Below are 13,875 nucleotides of genomic sequence, written 5' to 3'. Positions count from 1 at the left end.
ACTGTGGATTTTGGAGTGTTTGAGTGAACAGCAGCCCACTTGTCGAGGTCGATGCCGAGGCGCTTGAGATCGAAATCGACTTGATTTACGCCAGCGCCGATAACTTGGCAGGCAAACCGATTTACAAGGACGCACGCTGCCTGCTGCACCGTGACGCTGAAATTTGCATGCGCCTGGCCAGCCGATTGGCGCGCCAGGCCGGATTGAGCTTGCGGGTGTTTGACGCCTACCGTCCGCCGTATGCCCAGCTGTTGTTATGGCAGGCCTTACCGAACCCCGAATACGTGCGTGATCCGCAACTGGGTTCGCCCCACAGCCGTGGCGTGGCGGTGGACTTGACGCTGCTGGACGGCGACGGCCAGCCGCTGGACATGGGCACCGGGTTCGATGACATGCGCGAGCAGTCCCACCCGTTTTTCCCTGACCTGCCACCTGCTGTGCAACGCAATCGCCTGTTGCTGCTGGGAATCATGCTCGGGGCGGGTTTCCAGCACATTGCCAGCGAATGGTGGCACTACGAATTGCCCAATGCCGACGCGTATCCAATGATCGACGATCACTCGATTCGCCCGGCCGTTAATTGAAATCGCCACACCGCCACACCTGATGAACCGTGACACCGCAAGACCTGACCGGGGCACCCATGAATCCCGGCGTATACCCGGTGCAGACGTTTAGCTGAAAGGCCGATGACTGTCCGTTGCAAGCACCTGAACCGGTGCTTGGGTTTCAACTGCCGGTGGAGCTTTCATAGCTCTTAATAGCTTTTCATAAAAGATGAACACCGACGAAATTCCATCGTTCGAATGATCAAGGAACCGGCATGAACCGACTTTTCACCCCGCGCACAATGGCCTTGGCCCTGCTGTGTTCAGCACTGGGCCTCGGCGCCTGGCAATCGGCCAGCGCTGCAACACCGCCAGACACCCTGGTGATCGGCAAACCGTCCGATCCCCAGACCCTCGACCCGGCAGTGACCATTGATAACAACGACTGGGCCGTGACTTATCCGGCGTATCAGAAGTTGGTGGCCTACAAGGTCGAGAACGGTAAGGGCAGCACGGAAGTGCAGGGCGACCTGGCCGCCAGTTGGAGCACCTCGGCGGACAACCTGGTCTGGGAGTTCAAACTCAAGCCGGGCAACAAGTTCGACGACGGCGCTGAAGTGAACGCCGACGCGGTGAAGTTCTCCTTCGACCGCCTGATGAAGCTCAAGCAAGGGCCGTCCGGCGCGTTCCCGGATGACATGGAGGTCTCGGTGGTCGATCCGATGACCGTGCGCTTTACCCTGAAAGCCCCGTATGCGCCGTTCCTCTTCACCCTTGCGCACAACGGCGGCGCCATCATCAACCCGGACGTGGCGAAAAAATCCGACGACGTTAACGCCTACTTGTCGACCCACACTGCAGGCTCTGGCGCTTTCCGCCTGGCGTCGTGGCAGAAAGGTCAGGCGTTGACCATGGAGCAAAACAGCTATTTCGCCGGCCCGAAACCGGCCTTGAAAAAAGTCGTGATCAAGATCATCGGCGAAGCATCGGTGCGTCGCTTGCAACTGGAACACGGTGACCTCGACATCATTGAAGACATGCCCGAAGACCAGTTGGATGCGCTGAGCAAAAAGCCAGGCGTGGTCATTGGCGACTACCCGTCACTGCGGGTCACCTTGTTGTATCTGAACAACAAGAAAGCACCGATGAATAACCCGGACGCGCGTCGGGCCATCGTTGATGCGCTGGATTACGACGGCATCATCAATGGCATCTTGAAAGGCAAAGCCAAACCCATGAACGGGCCGATCCCCCAAGGCATGTGGGCCTACGATTCAAAACTGCCGCCGTTCAAGCAGGACACCGCCAAGGCCAAGGCCGACCTGGCCAAAGTCCCGGAGAAAATCACCGCGCTTAACTTCATGTACTCGGACAAGGACCCGAACTGGGAGCCCATTGGGCTGACCTTGCAAGCTGACCTGGCGCCATTGGGGGTCAACCTGAAAATGGAAAAACTGGCCAACGCCACCATGCGTGAACGCTTGGGCACCGGTGATTTCGACATCGCCATTGGTTCGTGGAGTCCAGACTTTGCTGACCCGTACATGTTCATGAACTTCTGGTTCGACTCCAAACTTCAAGGCTTGCCGGGCAACCGTTCGTTCTATGACAACCCGGCGGTGGATAAGCTGATTCGCGAATCGGCGGCGAACAACGACACGGCCAAGCGCACCGATCTGTACCAGCAAGCGCAAAAAATCGTGCTCAACGACAGCGTGTACGCCTACCTGTACCAGAAGGCCTACACCTTGCCGATGCGCAGCACGGTGAAGGGTTACGTGTTTAACCCGATGCTTGAGCAAGTGTTCAACATCGACACCATCACCAAGTAAAACGCGGCTGTCCTTCGGGATAACCGCCAGCCACTGCAACGTGTTAACGCTCCAGCGACCTCGCCCGTAAGCGCAGGTCGTTGCAGCGCTGTGCCCACGGCAACTTATCGCTGCCGATTCGTCGCGTTACCGAGGTGCCTCATGGCCTTCTTGAATATGTTGCGCAAACGCCTGTTCGGCCTGTTATTGGTTGTGTTCGGCGTTTCGTTGATTACCTTTTCCATCTCCCATTTGATCCCCGGCGACCCGGCCCGGTTGATCGCGGGCGACCGTGCCACCGACGCCATCGTTGCGCACATCCGTCATCAACTGGGGTTGGATTTGCCGCTGTATCAGCAATACGGTCGCTACATGCTCGACCTGTTCCACGGCGACCTTGGCACCTCGATTCGGACCAGTCGGCCGGTGCTGGAAGATTTGCAGGCGTACTTTCCAGCGACCTTGGAGTTGGCATTTACCGCACTGACCCTGTCGATTTTGGTGGGAGTGCCGTTGGGTGTGCTGTCGGCGGTGTACCACAACCGCGCCATCGACCAACTGGCGCGGACCCTTGCGGTCACCGGTATTTCGACGCCGGCGTTCTGGCTCGGGTTGGGCTTGATCGTGCTGTTCTACGGGCACCTTGGTTGGCTGCCGGGCAGCGGTCGGCTGGATGAAGGGCTCGACCCGCCGCCAAACCGCACCGGGTTTTACCTGATTGATTCGTTGCTGGCGGGGGATGGGGCGTTGTTCTGGAACGCGGTGCAGCATTTGATCTTGCCGGCGGTGACCCTAGGCTTCGTCAATTTGGGCGTGGTCGCGCGGCAGATTCGTTCGGCCATGCTTGATCAACTGGGTGAAGACTACATCCGCACGGCCCGAGCGTATGGCTTGTCGCGCTGGGCGGTGATAGTGCGCCATGCGCTGCCTAACGCGCTGATTCCGTCAGTGACGGTGCTGGGCCTAACCTTGGGTGACTTGCTGTACGGCGCAGTGTTAACCGAAACGGTGTTCGCCTGGCCGGGGATGGGCGCTTATGTGGTCAAGTCGATCCAATCGTTGGATTTCCCAGCGGTGATGGGCTTCGCGATTCTGGTGTCGTTCATCTATGTACTGCTGAACATGGCGATTGACCTGCTGTACCGGGTCATCGACCCACGCATTGGCGAGGTGAACTGAGATGTCGACGCCACTTTCCCCACCCATCGTCGCGCCATTGCCAGGCACGCCGCGCTGGCAGGATAAATTCGCCTATTTGCGTTACCAGATCCGCCGCAGCCCGCTGACCATGGCCGGCATGGCAATCACCTTGCTGGTGCTGCTGTGCATGGCCTTCGCGCCGTGGCTGGCGTCCCATGACCCCAACGCCTTAAACCTCGCCCAGCGGTTGGCTGAACCGTCCGCGGCGCATTGGTTTGGCACCGACGAAGTGGGCCGTGACCTGTTCAGCCGGGTGTTGTATGGCAGCCGGCAATCGGTGGGCGTCGGGCTGTTTGTGGCCTTTGCGTCCTGTTTGATCGGAGGCTTGTTGGGCTGCATGTCCGGGGTCATCGGCGGGCGCTTCGACGGGCTGATCATGCGCTTGATGGACATCATGCTGTCGGTGCCGTCGCTGGTGTTGATCATGGCCTTGACCGCCGCGCTGGGGCCGAGCCTGTTCAATGCGATGTTGGCTATTACGCTGGTGCGGATTCCGTTCTATGTGCGTCTGGCCCGTGGGCAGGCATTGAGCATCCGCCAGATGGGCTACGTCAAAGCCGCGCAGACCTTTGGCGCCGGGCGTTGGCACATCGTGCTGTGGCACGTCGCACGTAACGCGATGCCGCCATTGTTGGTGCAACTGAGCCTTGATATCGGCAGCGCAATTCTGATGGCCTCGGCCTTGGGTTTCATCGGTTTGGGCGCGCAACAGCCAACGGCAGAGTGGGGCGCAATGGTCGCCACCGGACGCAATTACATCCTCGATCAATGGTGGTATTCGACCTTCCCCGGCTTGGCGATTCTGATTACCGCCACCGGCTTCAATCTGGTGGGCGACGGCGTACGCGACCTGCTCGACCCGCGCCAACAGGGGAAATGAGCATGCACAGTGCGCAAAATCTTCATCCGTCAGCAGCGCCGGTGCTGGTCATCGACCAACTGAGCATTGAGTTCCCGGCTTATCGCAGCACGGTCAAAGCACTGAACGGTGTTTCGTTGCACGTGAATCCGGGCGAAATCGTCGGCGTGATTGGCGAGTCGGGTTCCGGCAAATCGGTCACGGCGATGCTCAGCTTGCGGTTATTGCCGGAGCGCAGTTACCGGGTCAGCGGCGGCAGCTTGCACATCCTTGGGCGCGACATGCTCGCGGCCAAAGAGAAAGACCTGCTGAAAGTTCGCGGTCGCGATGCGGCGATGATTTTTCAGGAGCCAATGACGGCGCTGAACCCGACCCGACGCGTTGGTCGGCAGATGCTCGACGTGATCATTCACCACCAACGGTTGAGCAAGGCGCAGGCGAGGACCAAAGCCTTGGGTTTGCTGCGTGACATGCACATCGCTGATCCCGAGCAGGTGCTTGAAAGCTACCCCTTCGAACTGTCCGGTGGCATGCGCCAGCGAGTGATGATTGCCTTGGCGTTCTCGTGCGACCCGCAGTTGTTGATCGCCGACGAACCGACCACCGCGTTAGACGTCACGGTGCAGCGCCAAGTGTTGTTGCTGTTGCGGGAAAAAGCCCGTGAGCGTGGCACCGCGATTCTGTTGATTACCCACGACATGGCCTTGGTGTCGCAGTTCTGCGACCGGGTGTACGTGATGTACACCGGCGCCGTGGTGGAGCAGGGCGCAACCGCTGAGGTTATGGCCGATCCGCGTCATCCGTACACCCAAGGTTTGCTCAGCGGCTTGCCGGAACAAGTTCAGCCAGGCGAACCCTTGATGACGATACCGGGGCAAGTGCCCAACCTCTCGGCATTGCCCGATGGCTGCACGTTTCAAGACCGTTGCGCGTATGCAATGCCGGTTTGCAGCCAACGCCCACCCCTTCAGGCCATCGATGCCAGCGGTCTGCGCAAAAGCGCCTGCTGGCTGAGCGTTCAGGAGCCATCGGCATGATCAGCAACGTCCGTAAACAATTGCCGACTGACAGCGCGTCGATTCTCGACCTTAAAGAGGTGCGCGTGCATTTTCCGGTAGGCAGCGACTGGTTGGGTCGCCCGAAAGGCGTGGCCCATGCCCTGAACGGGATCGACCTGGACGTTCGTGGCGGTGAAACACTGGGGGTAGTCGGTGAGTCCGGCTGTGGCAAAAGCACCCTGGCGCAACTGCTGATGGGCCTGATCAAGCCCACCAGCGGCACGCTGAACTGGATCTATAACGACGCCCGAGAACGCAGCAGCAATGTGCAGATCGTGTTTCAGGACCCGCAGTCCTCACTCGACCCACGTTTGCCGATCTGGAAAATCATCACCGAGCCGCTGTTCGTCCAGCGTGCCGCGCCGCGCCGGGAAATGCGTGAGATCGCCGCTAAAGTGGCCGCGCAAGTCGGAATCCGCACCGAGTATATGGAGCGCTTCCCCCATCAGTTTTCCGGTGGGCAACGGCAACGTATCGCCATTGCTCGGGCGCTTTCTTCCAACCCGGACATTATTGTTCTCGACGAGCCGACCTCAGCGCTGGATATTTCGGTGCAGGCGCAGATTCTCAATCTGCTGCAAGAGTTGCAACGCAGTCGCGACCTGACCTACATCCTGATTTCCCACAATGTGTCGGTGGTTCGGCACATGGCAGACCGGGTGGCGGTGATGTACCTGGGGCAGATTGTCGAACTGGGCAGCACCGCCGAGGTGCTTGAGCGACCGCGCCATCCCTATACGCGTCTGCTGCTCGAAGCCGTGCCCCGTTTGGGCGCGCCGCTAGACAACGCTCAAGTTGCGGCGCCCACCGAACTGCCGGGCAACCGCAACCTACCCACCGGCTGCTTCTTGCGCGACCGCTGCCCCCGCGCTACCACCGGCTGCGACAGGCCACAAGTTTTAGCGGCTGTTGGAGATACGTTGGTGCGTTGTCATCTGGAGTCCTGAAACGGTAGGAGTGAACGTGTTCGCGAGGCGGAGTGCCTGCTACACGTCTTCTTCGCCAACAAGTTAGCTCCCACAGATATAGGGGATCTGCAAATAACTCGCGAAACTGCGTAAACACATTGGTAAAGGCGATTTATTCTTCCTTTTGCTGACATAAGTCCGTACAACGCTGCATCGTAATCTTCGCGTGCGCATAGTTTGCGCACTCGCCATTGCTGTCTTTTTCCCGGATGCAGTTCAAATGATCAGAAATATGGGCTTCAGCAGGAAAATCCTGCTGGCCGCCACGTTAATTATTGTGGTCGCGTTTTCCTGTTTTATTGTTGTAAACGACTACCGACAACGTGAAACGCTGAAGGCCAATGTATTTTCGGAACTGCAACAACTGGGCAATCTGACCACCCATAACATTCAGACCTGGCTGGAAAGCCGAACCCAATTGCTTCAATCCATGGCGCAACAGATTGCCGTCGATGGCACGGCGATCCCTACCCTTCAGCGCACGGTGGGTCTGCCTGCGTACGCCGATAACTTTCAGTTGAGTTACTTCGGTTCTAGCGAAGGCGTGATGTTTTCCGTACCTGCGGGCAATCGGGCGAGTGATTACGATCCGCGCCAACGGGGTTGGTACAAAGCGGCGGTGAGTGCGCAAAGCACTGTCGTGACTGAACCCTACATTGCCGCGTCATCTGGAAAGTTGGTGGTTACCTTGGCCTTACCGGTCAAGCACGACAACCAATTCGTCGGTGTGGCCGGCGCTGACATTGCTCTGGACAGCATCAGTAATACCATCAACTCGCTGAACTTTGGCGGTCACGGTTATGCGTTTATCGTCAGTGGCGACGGCAAGATTCTGATTCACCCGGACAGCAAGCTGGTACTGAAAAACCTCAGCGAAGCGTACCCGGTTGGCACGCCGAAAATAGCCCCAGGGGTGGTCGAGGTTACCGTTCAAGGCAAGTCCGAATTTATCTCGTTCACCCACGTTGAAGGTCTCTCGTCGGCGAACTGGTACGTGGCACTGGTGCTGGATCAAGATGCCGCGTATTCGATGCTCAGCGAATTTCGTACCTCGGCACTGACCGCGATGATCATCATTGTGCTGGTCGTGGTGCTGCTGCTGGGCCTGTTGATTCGAGCGCTGATGCAACCGTTGCATCAGATGGGCCGGGCCATGCGTGACATCGCTGACGGCGAAGGTGATTTGACCAAACGCTTGGCCATTGAGGCTCAGGACGAGTTCGGCGCGCTGGCGGAGTCGTTCAACCACTTTGTCGAACGGATTCACGGTTCTATTCGTGAAGTGGCAGGCACCGCAGCGCACCTCAGTGAAGTCGCCGCACGGGTGGTCTGTGCGTCGAACTCGTCGATGGTCAGCTCCGATGAGCAAGCCAATCGCACCAGCAGCGTGGCGGCCGCGATCAACGAACTCGGAGCCGCCGCCCAAGAAATTGCGCAGAACGCCGCCTTGGCTTCGCAGCATTCCAGCGACGCCAGCCAGCTCGCGGGCGATGGTCAAAGAGTTGTGCAGCAGACCATTCAGGCGATGAATCTGCTGTCGGTCAACATCAGCGAATCGTGCACCCATATCGAAAGCTTGAATGGCAAGACGGTCAATATCGGGCAGATTCTTGAGGTCATTACCAGCATCTCGCAGCAGACCAATTTGCTGGCGCTGAACGCGGCCATCGAAGCGGCGAGGGCAGGGGAAGCGGGCCGAGGGTTTGCCGTAGTCGCTGATGAAGTACGTAACCTGGCACATCGCACTCAAGATTCGGCGCAGCAAGTGCAGAAGATGATTGAGGAGCTGCAAGTCGGCGCAAAGCAAGCCGTGGTGACCATGACCGAAAGCCAGCGCCAGAGCGAGACCAGCGTCACCATCGCTAACCAGGCCGGTGATCGGTTGAGCAGCGTGACCGGGCGTATCAGTGAAATCGACGGCATGAACCAATCAGTGGCCACGGCTACTGAAGAACAGACGGCAGTGGTCGAGTCGATTAATGTCGACATTACGCAGATCAACACGTTGAATCAGGCGGGGGTCGATAACTTGAAATTGACGCTGGAGGCCTGTGCGGATTTAGAAGAACAGGCGACCAAGTTGCAGCATTTGGTCGGGACGTTTCGGATATAAGTGATCGCTCGCCTCTCTGTAGGAGCCAACGTGTTGGCGAGAGCTGATACACCGCTTCGCCAACACGTTGGCTCTTATCAAACTACTTTTTAATCTTTTAAAAGCAATGGGTTGGCGCTGAGTTTTGTGTGTACATCCAGCCTTTGTGGGGGCTGAAATTATGGTTTCGCTTTTACAGCGAGGAACCTTTTTCAAACGCCAAAAAGGTCCCGCCAAAAGGGCTTGCCCCACCATGCGGGCCCTCGCTTAGGCTCGGTCTTCCCTCACTCCGGCGTTGCTCCGGGGGGCGCCGTGAGCGGCCATCCCTGGCCGCGCACGGCTTTCTCGGCATCCTTGCCTCGTTACCCCCTGCACAACACCTGCATTCGGCCGCATGGTTTCACGGGGCCTCTTTCCGCAATTCGATATTCAATTCACAGACGATCTACGGGCGGGCGGCCATCTGTAGAGCCAACTTGTTGACGAAGGTCCTTCGGACCTGATCGCAGCCTTCGGCAGCTCCTACAGAAATCTGTGCAGCGCCAGAATCTGTGGGACCGAATTTATTCGGGAAAGCTTCAGTCCTGACACCCTGCAACCTCAAACCACACAAAGTGCCACCCAGTTTGCTACGCGACAGCGCGGCGTCGAAGACGTGGCGGACTCTCCTATAGAAGGCGCATCAATAACGCGGTTTTACTTCAACCCTGCCGCCATTCTCAGCGCTGGATAAAGGGCGGCATTAAACATGTCGCCATGGGCCAACCCTTCGAACTCTTGGTAATTCGCGGTCAGTCCAGGCTGTGTCGCCAGGTGCGCTGCGACCTGTCGATTGGCGTCCACCGGTACCGCCGCCATGGCTTTTCTTCGCTCCAGCGAGCCGCCATCAAATGATTTAACCGGTGGGCTGCCTTCTTTTGAACCGCGCATGATCATCACCCGTCGTTTTGATCCCTGGGCAATGCCGGTAAACCCCATGCCTTTGGCGTAGGTTTCTGGCTGATACCAAAGCGATGGACTGGCCGCGAACCAGGTTTGAAATGCTTGCGGCTGTTCAAACAGTGCGTACAACACAAACAACCCTCCAAATGAATGGCCCCACAGCATCTGCTGCTGGCGGTCGATGGCTTGCTGTTTTTCAACCAGCGGTTTGATCTGGGTGATGAGGGTTTTCAAAAAATCCGCCGACCCGACCCCGGTGTAATCACGGGTTCGCAGGTCCATGTCGTAGCGCCCTTCTATGTCGTACCCGACCATAACCAGCAGCGGCGGATTGCCCGCATCCAGTTCAGCGAGCCAATCATCACGCAGTTCCGCCATGACGTTATTGCCGTCGAGTAAATAGACCACCGGGTAACCTGCCGCAGGTGGCGCGCGGCGGGGTATGGCCAGATCCAGGCGGTAGCGGCGTTTGCCGTCGGTGGAACCAACGTGCAATCGCTCGAACCGATAATGAGCAGATCCACTGTCCGCCAACGTGGGTTCGGACGCAGCTTGCGGGGTCGGTCGCGGGGTGGAAGTGGCCTGTGCGACCAGCGGCAAAACACCTAGTAACATAATTAACAGGACATTAAAGCGCGGCGCGGCGTGCATATCGCTGACTCTCCCTCTCAACAAGAAGCCCCGTCAGTCGGGGCTTTCAGAACCATACGCTGATACGCCAGAACTGGCACGGCGCACCGTCATCGGGTCCAACCTCAAACCGTAAGCCTACCGTTACCGTACTGTCATCCGCAGTTCATGGGTCTGAAACACAGGCTCTCTACTGTCTGAAGCACTCGAACGCAGCCGTGCAAAGGCTGTTCAACCAGACAGAGAAAAGCCCATGAACGCTGCTATCCATGTCGACCGTCTGAACAAGACTTTTGCTCGCAAGACCGCGTTGATCGATCTTGCGTTGTCTATACAATCCGGTGAAATGGTTGCGCTGATTGGTGCTTCTGGCTCTGGTAAGTCCACGCTGTTGCGGCACATGGCGGGGCTCGTCCACTGTGACAAACACAACGGCGGCAGCGTTCAGGTATTGGGGCGTGAAGTGCAAGCGTGCGGACGTTTGAATGGCAATGTTCGTCGGCTGCGCTCTGATATTGGCTACATCTTCCAGCAGTTCAACCTGGTCAACCGCCTCAGCGTATTGGACAACGTGTTGCTCGGTTGCCTGGGTCGCATGCCAAGCTGGCGCGGCAATCTGGGGTTGTTTAGCACCGAGGAAAAACAGAGGGCGATGGCGTCTCTGGACCGCGTTGGCCTGGCCGACTTTGCCGCTCAGCGCGCCTCTACCTTATCGGGCGGGCAGCAGCAACGCGTGGCGATAGCCCGTGCTTTGACCCAACGCGCCGAAGTGATTCTGGCCGACGAACCGATTGCCTCGCTGGACCCCGAATCCGCACGCAACGTCATGGAAATTCTCGCTGACATCAATCGCCGCGACGGGAAAACCGTGGTTGTCACCCTGCATCAAGTGGATTACGCCGTGCGTTATTGCCAGCGCGCCGTGGCCCTCAAAGGTGGCCGCATCCATTTTGATGGCGCCGCCGAGGCGCTTAGTACCGAGTTTCTCAACGGCCTGTACGGCGCGGACCTGGACACCAGTCTGCTGTTCTCCGACACGGCGCGAAACGCCGAAAAACCGCTAAAGCTGGCCCTTGCCCGAGCGTGATCGCGGGCCGGAAAACGCTGCCGTTTCAACTCACCCAACTGACCCTTTCTCTCCCAGGAACCTGCCCATGTTGAATCGTATCGGTCGCGTTTTTGCGTCTGCCGCTTTGTTGGCCACCTTCTGTCTAGGCACCGCTCAGGCTGAAGAGAAAGTCATCAATTTCGGCCTTATGTCCACCGAGTCATCGACCAACCTCAAGAGCATCTGGCAACCGTTTCTCGACGATATGTCGAAAAAAACCGGTCTGAAAGTCAACGCTACCTTCGCCTCTGATTACGCTGGTTTGATTCAGGGCATGCGCTTCAACAAGGTCGATATCGCCTGGTTGGGCAACAAAGGCGCGATGGAGGCCGTGGACCGCTCCAACGGCGAAATCTTCGCCCAGACCGCCGCCGCCAATGGTGCTGCGGGCTACTGGAGCCTGTTGATCGTGCGCAAGGACAGCCCGATCAACTCCGTCGAAGACATGCTGAAAAACGCCAAGAACCTGACCTTCGGTAACGGCGATCCCAACTCGACGTCCGGCTACTTGGTTCCTGGCTATTACGTCTTCGCCAAGAACCATGTTGATGCGGCCACCGCGTTCAAGCGCACCTTGAATTCGAGCCACGAAGTGAACGCCCTGAGCGTGGCAAAAGGTCAACTCGATGTCGCGACCTTCAACACCGAAAGCTGGGACCGCCTGGCCGTTACGCAGCCGGACAAGACCGCGTTGCTCAAAGTGATCTGGAAGTCGCCGTTGATTCCAGCCGACCCGATGGTTTGGAACAAGGGCCTGTCGGACACCGACAAAGCCAAGATTCGTGAGTTCTTCGCCACCTACGGCGATACCGATCACGAAAAGGCGGTGCTCAAGGATATGCAGTTGGGCAAGTTCTTACCGTCTTCCGACGATCAATTGCTGCCAATTCGTCAGCTTGAACTGTTCAAGCAGCGTAACGAAGTCGTCGCCAGCACCACGCTGGACGAGAAGGAAAAGACAGAGCGTCTGAAGGACCTCGACAGCAGTCTGGCCAAGCTGCAACAGCGCATTACCGAGCTTGATAAGAAGAACACCGCCAGCGCCGGTTAATGCCGGATGACCTGACACCACGGACGGTGTCGGGCGGTCGCTGCCTTTGAATGCTTGAAGTGTCGAGAGTTTTTTATGACTACCCATGCCGCATACGTCGACGCCGTCGGCAAACGCACCTGGCCGCGCTATATCGGCTGGGGCCTGGTCCTCGCCTTGTTAGTCTGGTCTTGGCACGGCGCCGAAATGAATCCGCTGGCGCTCTACCGCGACTCCGGGAACATGGCGACTTTCGCTGCCGACTTTTTTCCGCCTGACTTTCACGAATGGCGTTCCTACCTGAAGGAAATGCTGGTCACGGTGCAGATCGCCGTATGGGGCACGGTCCTGGCGATTATCTGTTCGGTGCCGCTGGGCATTCTGTGTGCCGAGAACATCACCCCGTGGTGGGTTCATCAGCCGGTACGCCGGGTCATGGACGCGTTCCGTTCAATCAACGAAATGGTCTTCGCCATGTTGTTCGTGGTGGCGGTAGGTCTGGGGCCATTCGCCGGGGTATTGGCGTTGTGGATCGGCACCACCGGTGTGCTCGCCAAGCTGTTTGCCGAAGCGGTTGAAGCCATCGACCCCGGTCCGGTTGAAGGGGTGCGGGCCACCGGTGCCAGCGCTTTGCAAGAAGTCATCTACGGGGTGATCCCGCAAGTATTGCCGCTGTGGATTTCGTACGCGTTGTATCGCTTCGAGTCCAACGTGCGCTCGGCGACGGTGGTCGGGATGGTCGGTGCCGGCGGCATCGGCGTGATCCTCTGGGAAAACATTCGCTCTTTTCAGTTCACCCAAACCTGCGCTGTCTTGCTGATCATTATTTTGGTAGTGAGCGTGATCGACATCCTGTCGCAACGCTTGCGCAAACAGTTCATTTAACGGAGGCGGTGCCTGACGGCGCTTTTTTTAACCATGCACTTGTCTAGACAAATTGAACCGGTTTACCGCGAGCTGGCCGACACCTTGCGCAGGGAGCTGGACGACTATCAGGCGGGGGATTACCTGCCCGCAGAAATCCGCCTGGCCGCGCGGTTTTCGGTCAACCGTCACACCGTGCGGCGTGCCATCGACGAGTTGGTCTTAGAAGGCAGCCTGCTGCGCAAGCAGGGCAAAGGCACGCAGGTGCTGGAACGCCGCTTGATCTATCCCATGGCCGCCGAAAGCGCCTACAGCCAATCGGTCTCGGCCCTGGGCCATGGAGTCGAAGCGCGTTTATTGCAGCGGCGGATCTGCCTCGCCAATCGCGATGAAGCTACCCATTTGGGGCTGGCCGATCAGGCGCCGCTCATTGAGCTGCAAACCTTGCGCTTAGTCGACAGCCAGCCAGTAAGCCTGATTCGTCACCGTTATTGCGCCAGCCGTAGCGAGATGCTGGCGGCCTATACCGGTGGTTCGCTGCGGCAGTTTTTCGCCGATCACGATCTGCCGTTGACCCGCACCTTCAGCCTGATCGGCGCACGCCTGCCGAGCCGTGAAGAAGCCGGTTTGTTGCTGATGCCCCGACACTTGCCCGTGCTGAGCGTTCTCACCCTTTCTCGTGATCGATCCGGTCAACCGGTGGAGCTTGCTCAGTCCACCAGCCGATCGGACCGCTTTCAGTATCAAGTCCTGACCTGATTAAAG

12 protein-coding genes and 1 pseudogene are annotated in these 13,875 nt (G+C 58.2%); 12 read left to right on the top strand and 1 reads right to left on the bottom strand.

From position 1 onward, the window contains the following. Positions 1-23 precede the first annotated feature (23 nt). The 8 genes and pseudogenes from ddpX to RHM59_RS25405 all read left to right on the top strand — a co-directional run bounded on the left by ddpX (position 24) and on the right by RHM59_RS25405 (position 8,557). Positions 24-584 (top strand): D-alanyl-D-alanine dipeptidase, encoded by a 561-nt coding sequence (gene ddpX, locus RHM59_RS07230; RefSeq protein WP_322168956.1) that lies wholly within the window; start codon positions 24-26, stop codon positions 582-584. A 239-nt stretch (positions 585-823) separates the two neighbouring features. Further along, complete coding sequence (locus tag RHM59_RS07225; RefSeq protein ID WP_322168959.1) at positions 824-2,380, top strand: ABC transporter substrate-binding protein; 1,557 nt, start codon at positions 824-826, stop codon at positions 2,378-2,380. Positions 2,381-2,521: 141 nt separating this feature from the next. Then, complete coding sequence (locus RHM59_RS07220) at positions 2,522-3,538, top strand: ABC transporter permease (RefSeq protein ID WP_322168961.1); 1,017 nt, start codon at positions 2,522-2,524, stop codon at positions 3,536-3,538. A gap of 1 nt (position 3,539) precedes the next feature. Next, positions 3,540-4,439: a D,D-dipeptide ABC transporter permease gene (gene ddpC, locus RHM59_RS07215; protein WP_322286289.1), complete on the top strand. Its 900-nt coding sequence runs from the start codon at positions 3,540-3,542 to the stop codon at positions 4,437-4,439. Next, positions 4,436-5,455 carry an ABC transporter ATP-binding protein gene (locus RHM59_RS07210; protein ID WP_322286288.1) on the top strand — a complete coding sequence of 340 codons (1,020 nt, stop codon included), beginning with the start codon at positions 4,436-4,438 and terminating at the stop codon, positions 5,453-5,455. The genes ddpC and RHM59_RS07210 overlap by 4 nt, the downstream gene beginning before the upstream one ends. Continuing rightward, positions 5,452-6,423, top strand: coding sequence for an oligopeptide/dipeptide ABC transporter ATP-binding protein (locus RHM59_RS07205; RefSeq protein WP_322168969.1), 972 nt, complete (start codon positions 5,452-5,454; stop codon positions 6,421-6,423). Before RHM59_RS07210 ends, RHM59_RS07205 begins: the two co-directional genes overlap by 4 nt. A gap of 241 nt (positions 6,424-6,664) precedes the next feature. After that, positions 6,665-7,651: pseudogene (locus tag RHM59_RS25410) on the top strand (cache domain-containing protein); the annotation flags it as partial. Positions 7,652-7,792: 141 nt separating this feature from the next. Beyond that, entirely contained in the window at positions 7,793-8,557 is a 765-nt protein-coding gene (locus tag RHM59_RS25405; RefSeq protein WP_416194793.1) for a methyl-accepting chemotaxis protein, read from the top strand. Positions 8,558-9,232: 675 nt separating this feature from the next. Here the strand turns inward: RHM59_RS25405 and RHM59_RS07195 are convergent. After that, positions 9,233-10,129, bottom strand: coding sequence for an alpha/beta hydrolase (locus RHM59_RS07195; RefSeq protein ID WP_322168975.1), 897 nt, complete (start codon positions 10,127-10,129; stop codon positions 9,233-9,235). A 232-nt stretch (positions 10,130-10,361) separates the two neighbouring features. Here RHM59_RS07195 and phnC point away from each other — a divergent pair, with 232 nt between their 5' ends. The 4 genes from phnC (at position 10,362) to phnF (ending at position 13,869) form a co-directional block, all read left to right on the top strand. Next, positions 10,362-11,195 (top strand): phosphonate ABC transporter ATP-binding protein, encoded by an 834-nt coding sequence (gene phnC / locus RHM59_RS07190; protein WP_322286287.1) that lies wholly within the window; start codon positions 10,362-10,364, stop codon positions 11,193-11,195. Positions 11,196-11,262: 67 nt separating this feature from the next. Beyond that, entirely contained in the window at positions 11,263-12,267 is a 1,005-nt protein-coding gene (gene phnD, locus RHM59_RS07185) for a phosphonate ABC transporter substrate-binding protein (RefSeq protein ID WP_322168981.1), read from the top strand. Between the two features lie 75 nt (positions 12,268-12,342). Then, the gene (phnE, locus tag RHM59_RS07180) at positions 12,343-13,131 is read left to right on the top strand and encodes a phosphonate ABC transporter, permease protein PhnE (RefSeq protein WP_322168984.1); all 789 of its coding nucleotides are present in this window, start codon (positions 12,343-12,345) and stop codon (positions 13,129-13,131) included. A gap of 33 nt (positions 13,132-13,164) precedes the next feature. Continuing rightward, on the top strand, positions 13,165-13,869 hold the full coding sequence (gene phnF / locus RHM59_RS07175; RefSeq protein ID WP_322286286.1) for a phosphonate metabolism transcriptional regulator PhnF: 705 nt from the start codon (positions 13,165-13,167) through the stop codon (positions 13,867-13,869). Positions 13,870-13,875 lie beyond the last annotated feature (6 nt).

The organism is Pseudomonas sp. MH10 (genome assembly GCF_034353045.1).
GTDB lineage: Bacteria > Pseudomonadota > Gammaproteobacteria > Pseudomonadales > Pseudomonadaceae > Aquipseudomonas.
The sequence above is the reverse complement of the archived record's forward strand: the minus strand, read 5'-3'. Positions and strand labels throughout refer to the sequence as shown.

Excerpts from the sequence above, each read along its gene's own strand:
- RHM59_RS07225 (WP_322168959.1), top strand. The coding sequence starts at position 824 with ATGAACCGACTTTTCACCCCGCGCACAATGGCCTTGGCCCTGCTGTGT.
- phnE (WP_322168984.1), top strand. The coding sequence starts at position 12,343 with ATGACTACCCATGCCGCATACGTCGACGCCGTCGGCAAACGCACCTGG.
- phnF (WP_322286286.1), top strand. The coding sequence starts at position 13,165 with ATGCACTTGTCTAGACAAATTGAACCGGTTTACCGCGAGCTGGCCGAC.
- phnD (WP_322168981.1), top strand. The coding sequence starts at position 11,263 with ATGTTGAATCGTATCGGTCGCGTTTTTGCGTCTGCCGCTTTGTTGGCC.
- RHM59_RS07220 (WP_322168961.1), top strand. The coding sequence starts at position 2,522 with ATGGCCTTCTTGAATATGTTGCGCAAACGCCTGTTCGGCCTGTTATTG.
- RHM59_RS07195 (WP_322168975.1), bottom strand. The coding sequence starts at position 10,129 with ATGCACGCCGCGCCGCGCTTTAATGTCCTGTTAATTATGTTACTAGGT.
- ddpC (WP_322286289.1), top strand. The coding sequence starts at position 3,540 with ATGTCGACGCCACTTTCCCCACCCATCGTCGCGCCATTGCCAGGCACG.
- RHM59_RS07205 (WP_322168969.1), top strand. The coding sequence starts at position 5,452 with ATGATCAGCAACGTCCGTAAACAATTGCCGACTGACAGCGCGTCGATT.
- phnC (WP_322286287.1), top strand. The coding sequence starts at position 10,362 with ATGAACGCTGCTATCCATGTCGACCGTCTGAACAAGACTTTTGCTCGC.
- RHM59_RS07210 (WP_322286288.1), top strand. The coding sequence starts at position 4,436 with ATGAGCATGCACAGTGCGCAAAATCTTCATCCGTCAGCAGCGCCGGTG.
- RHM59_RS25405 (WP_416194793.1), top strand. The coding sequence starts at position 7,793 with ATGGTCAGCTCCGATGAGCAAGCCAATCGCACCAGCAGCGTGGCGGCC.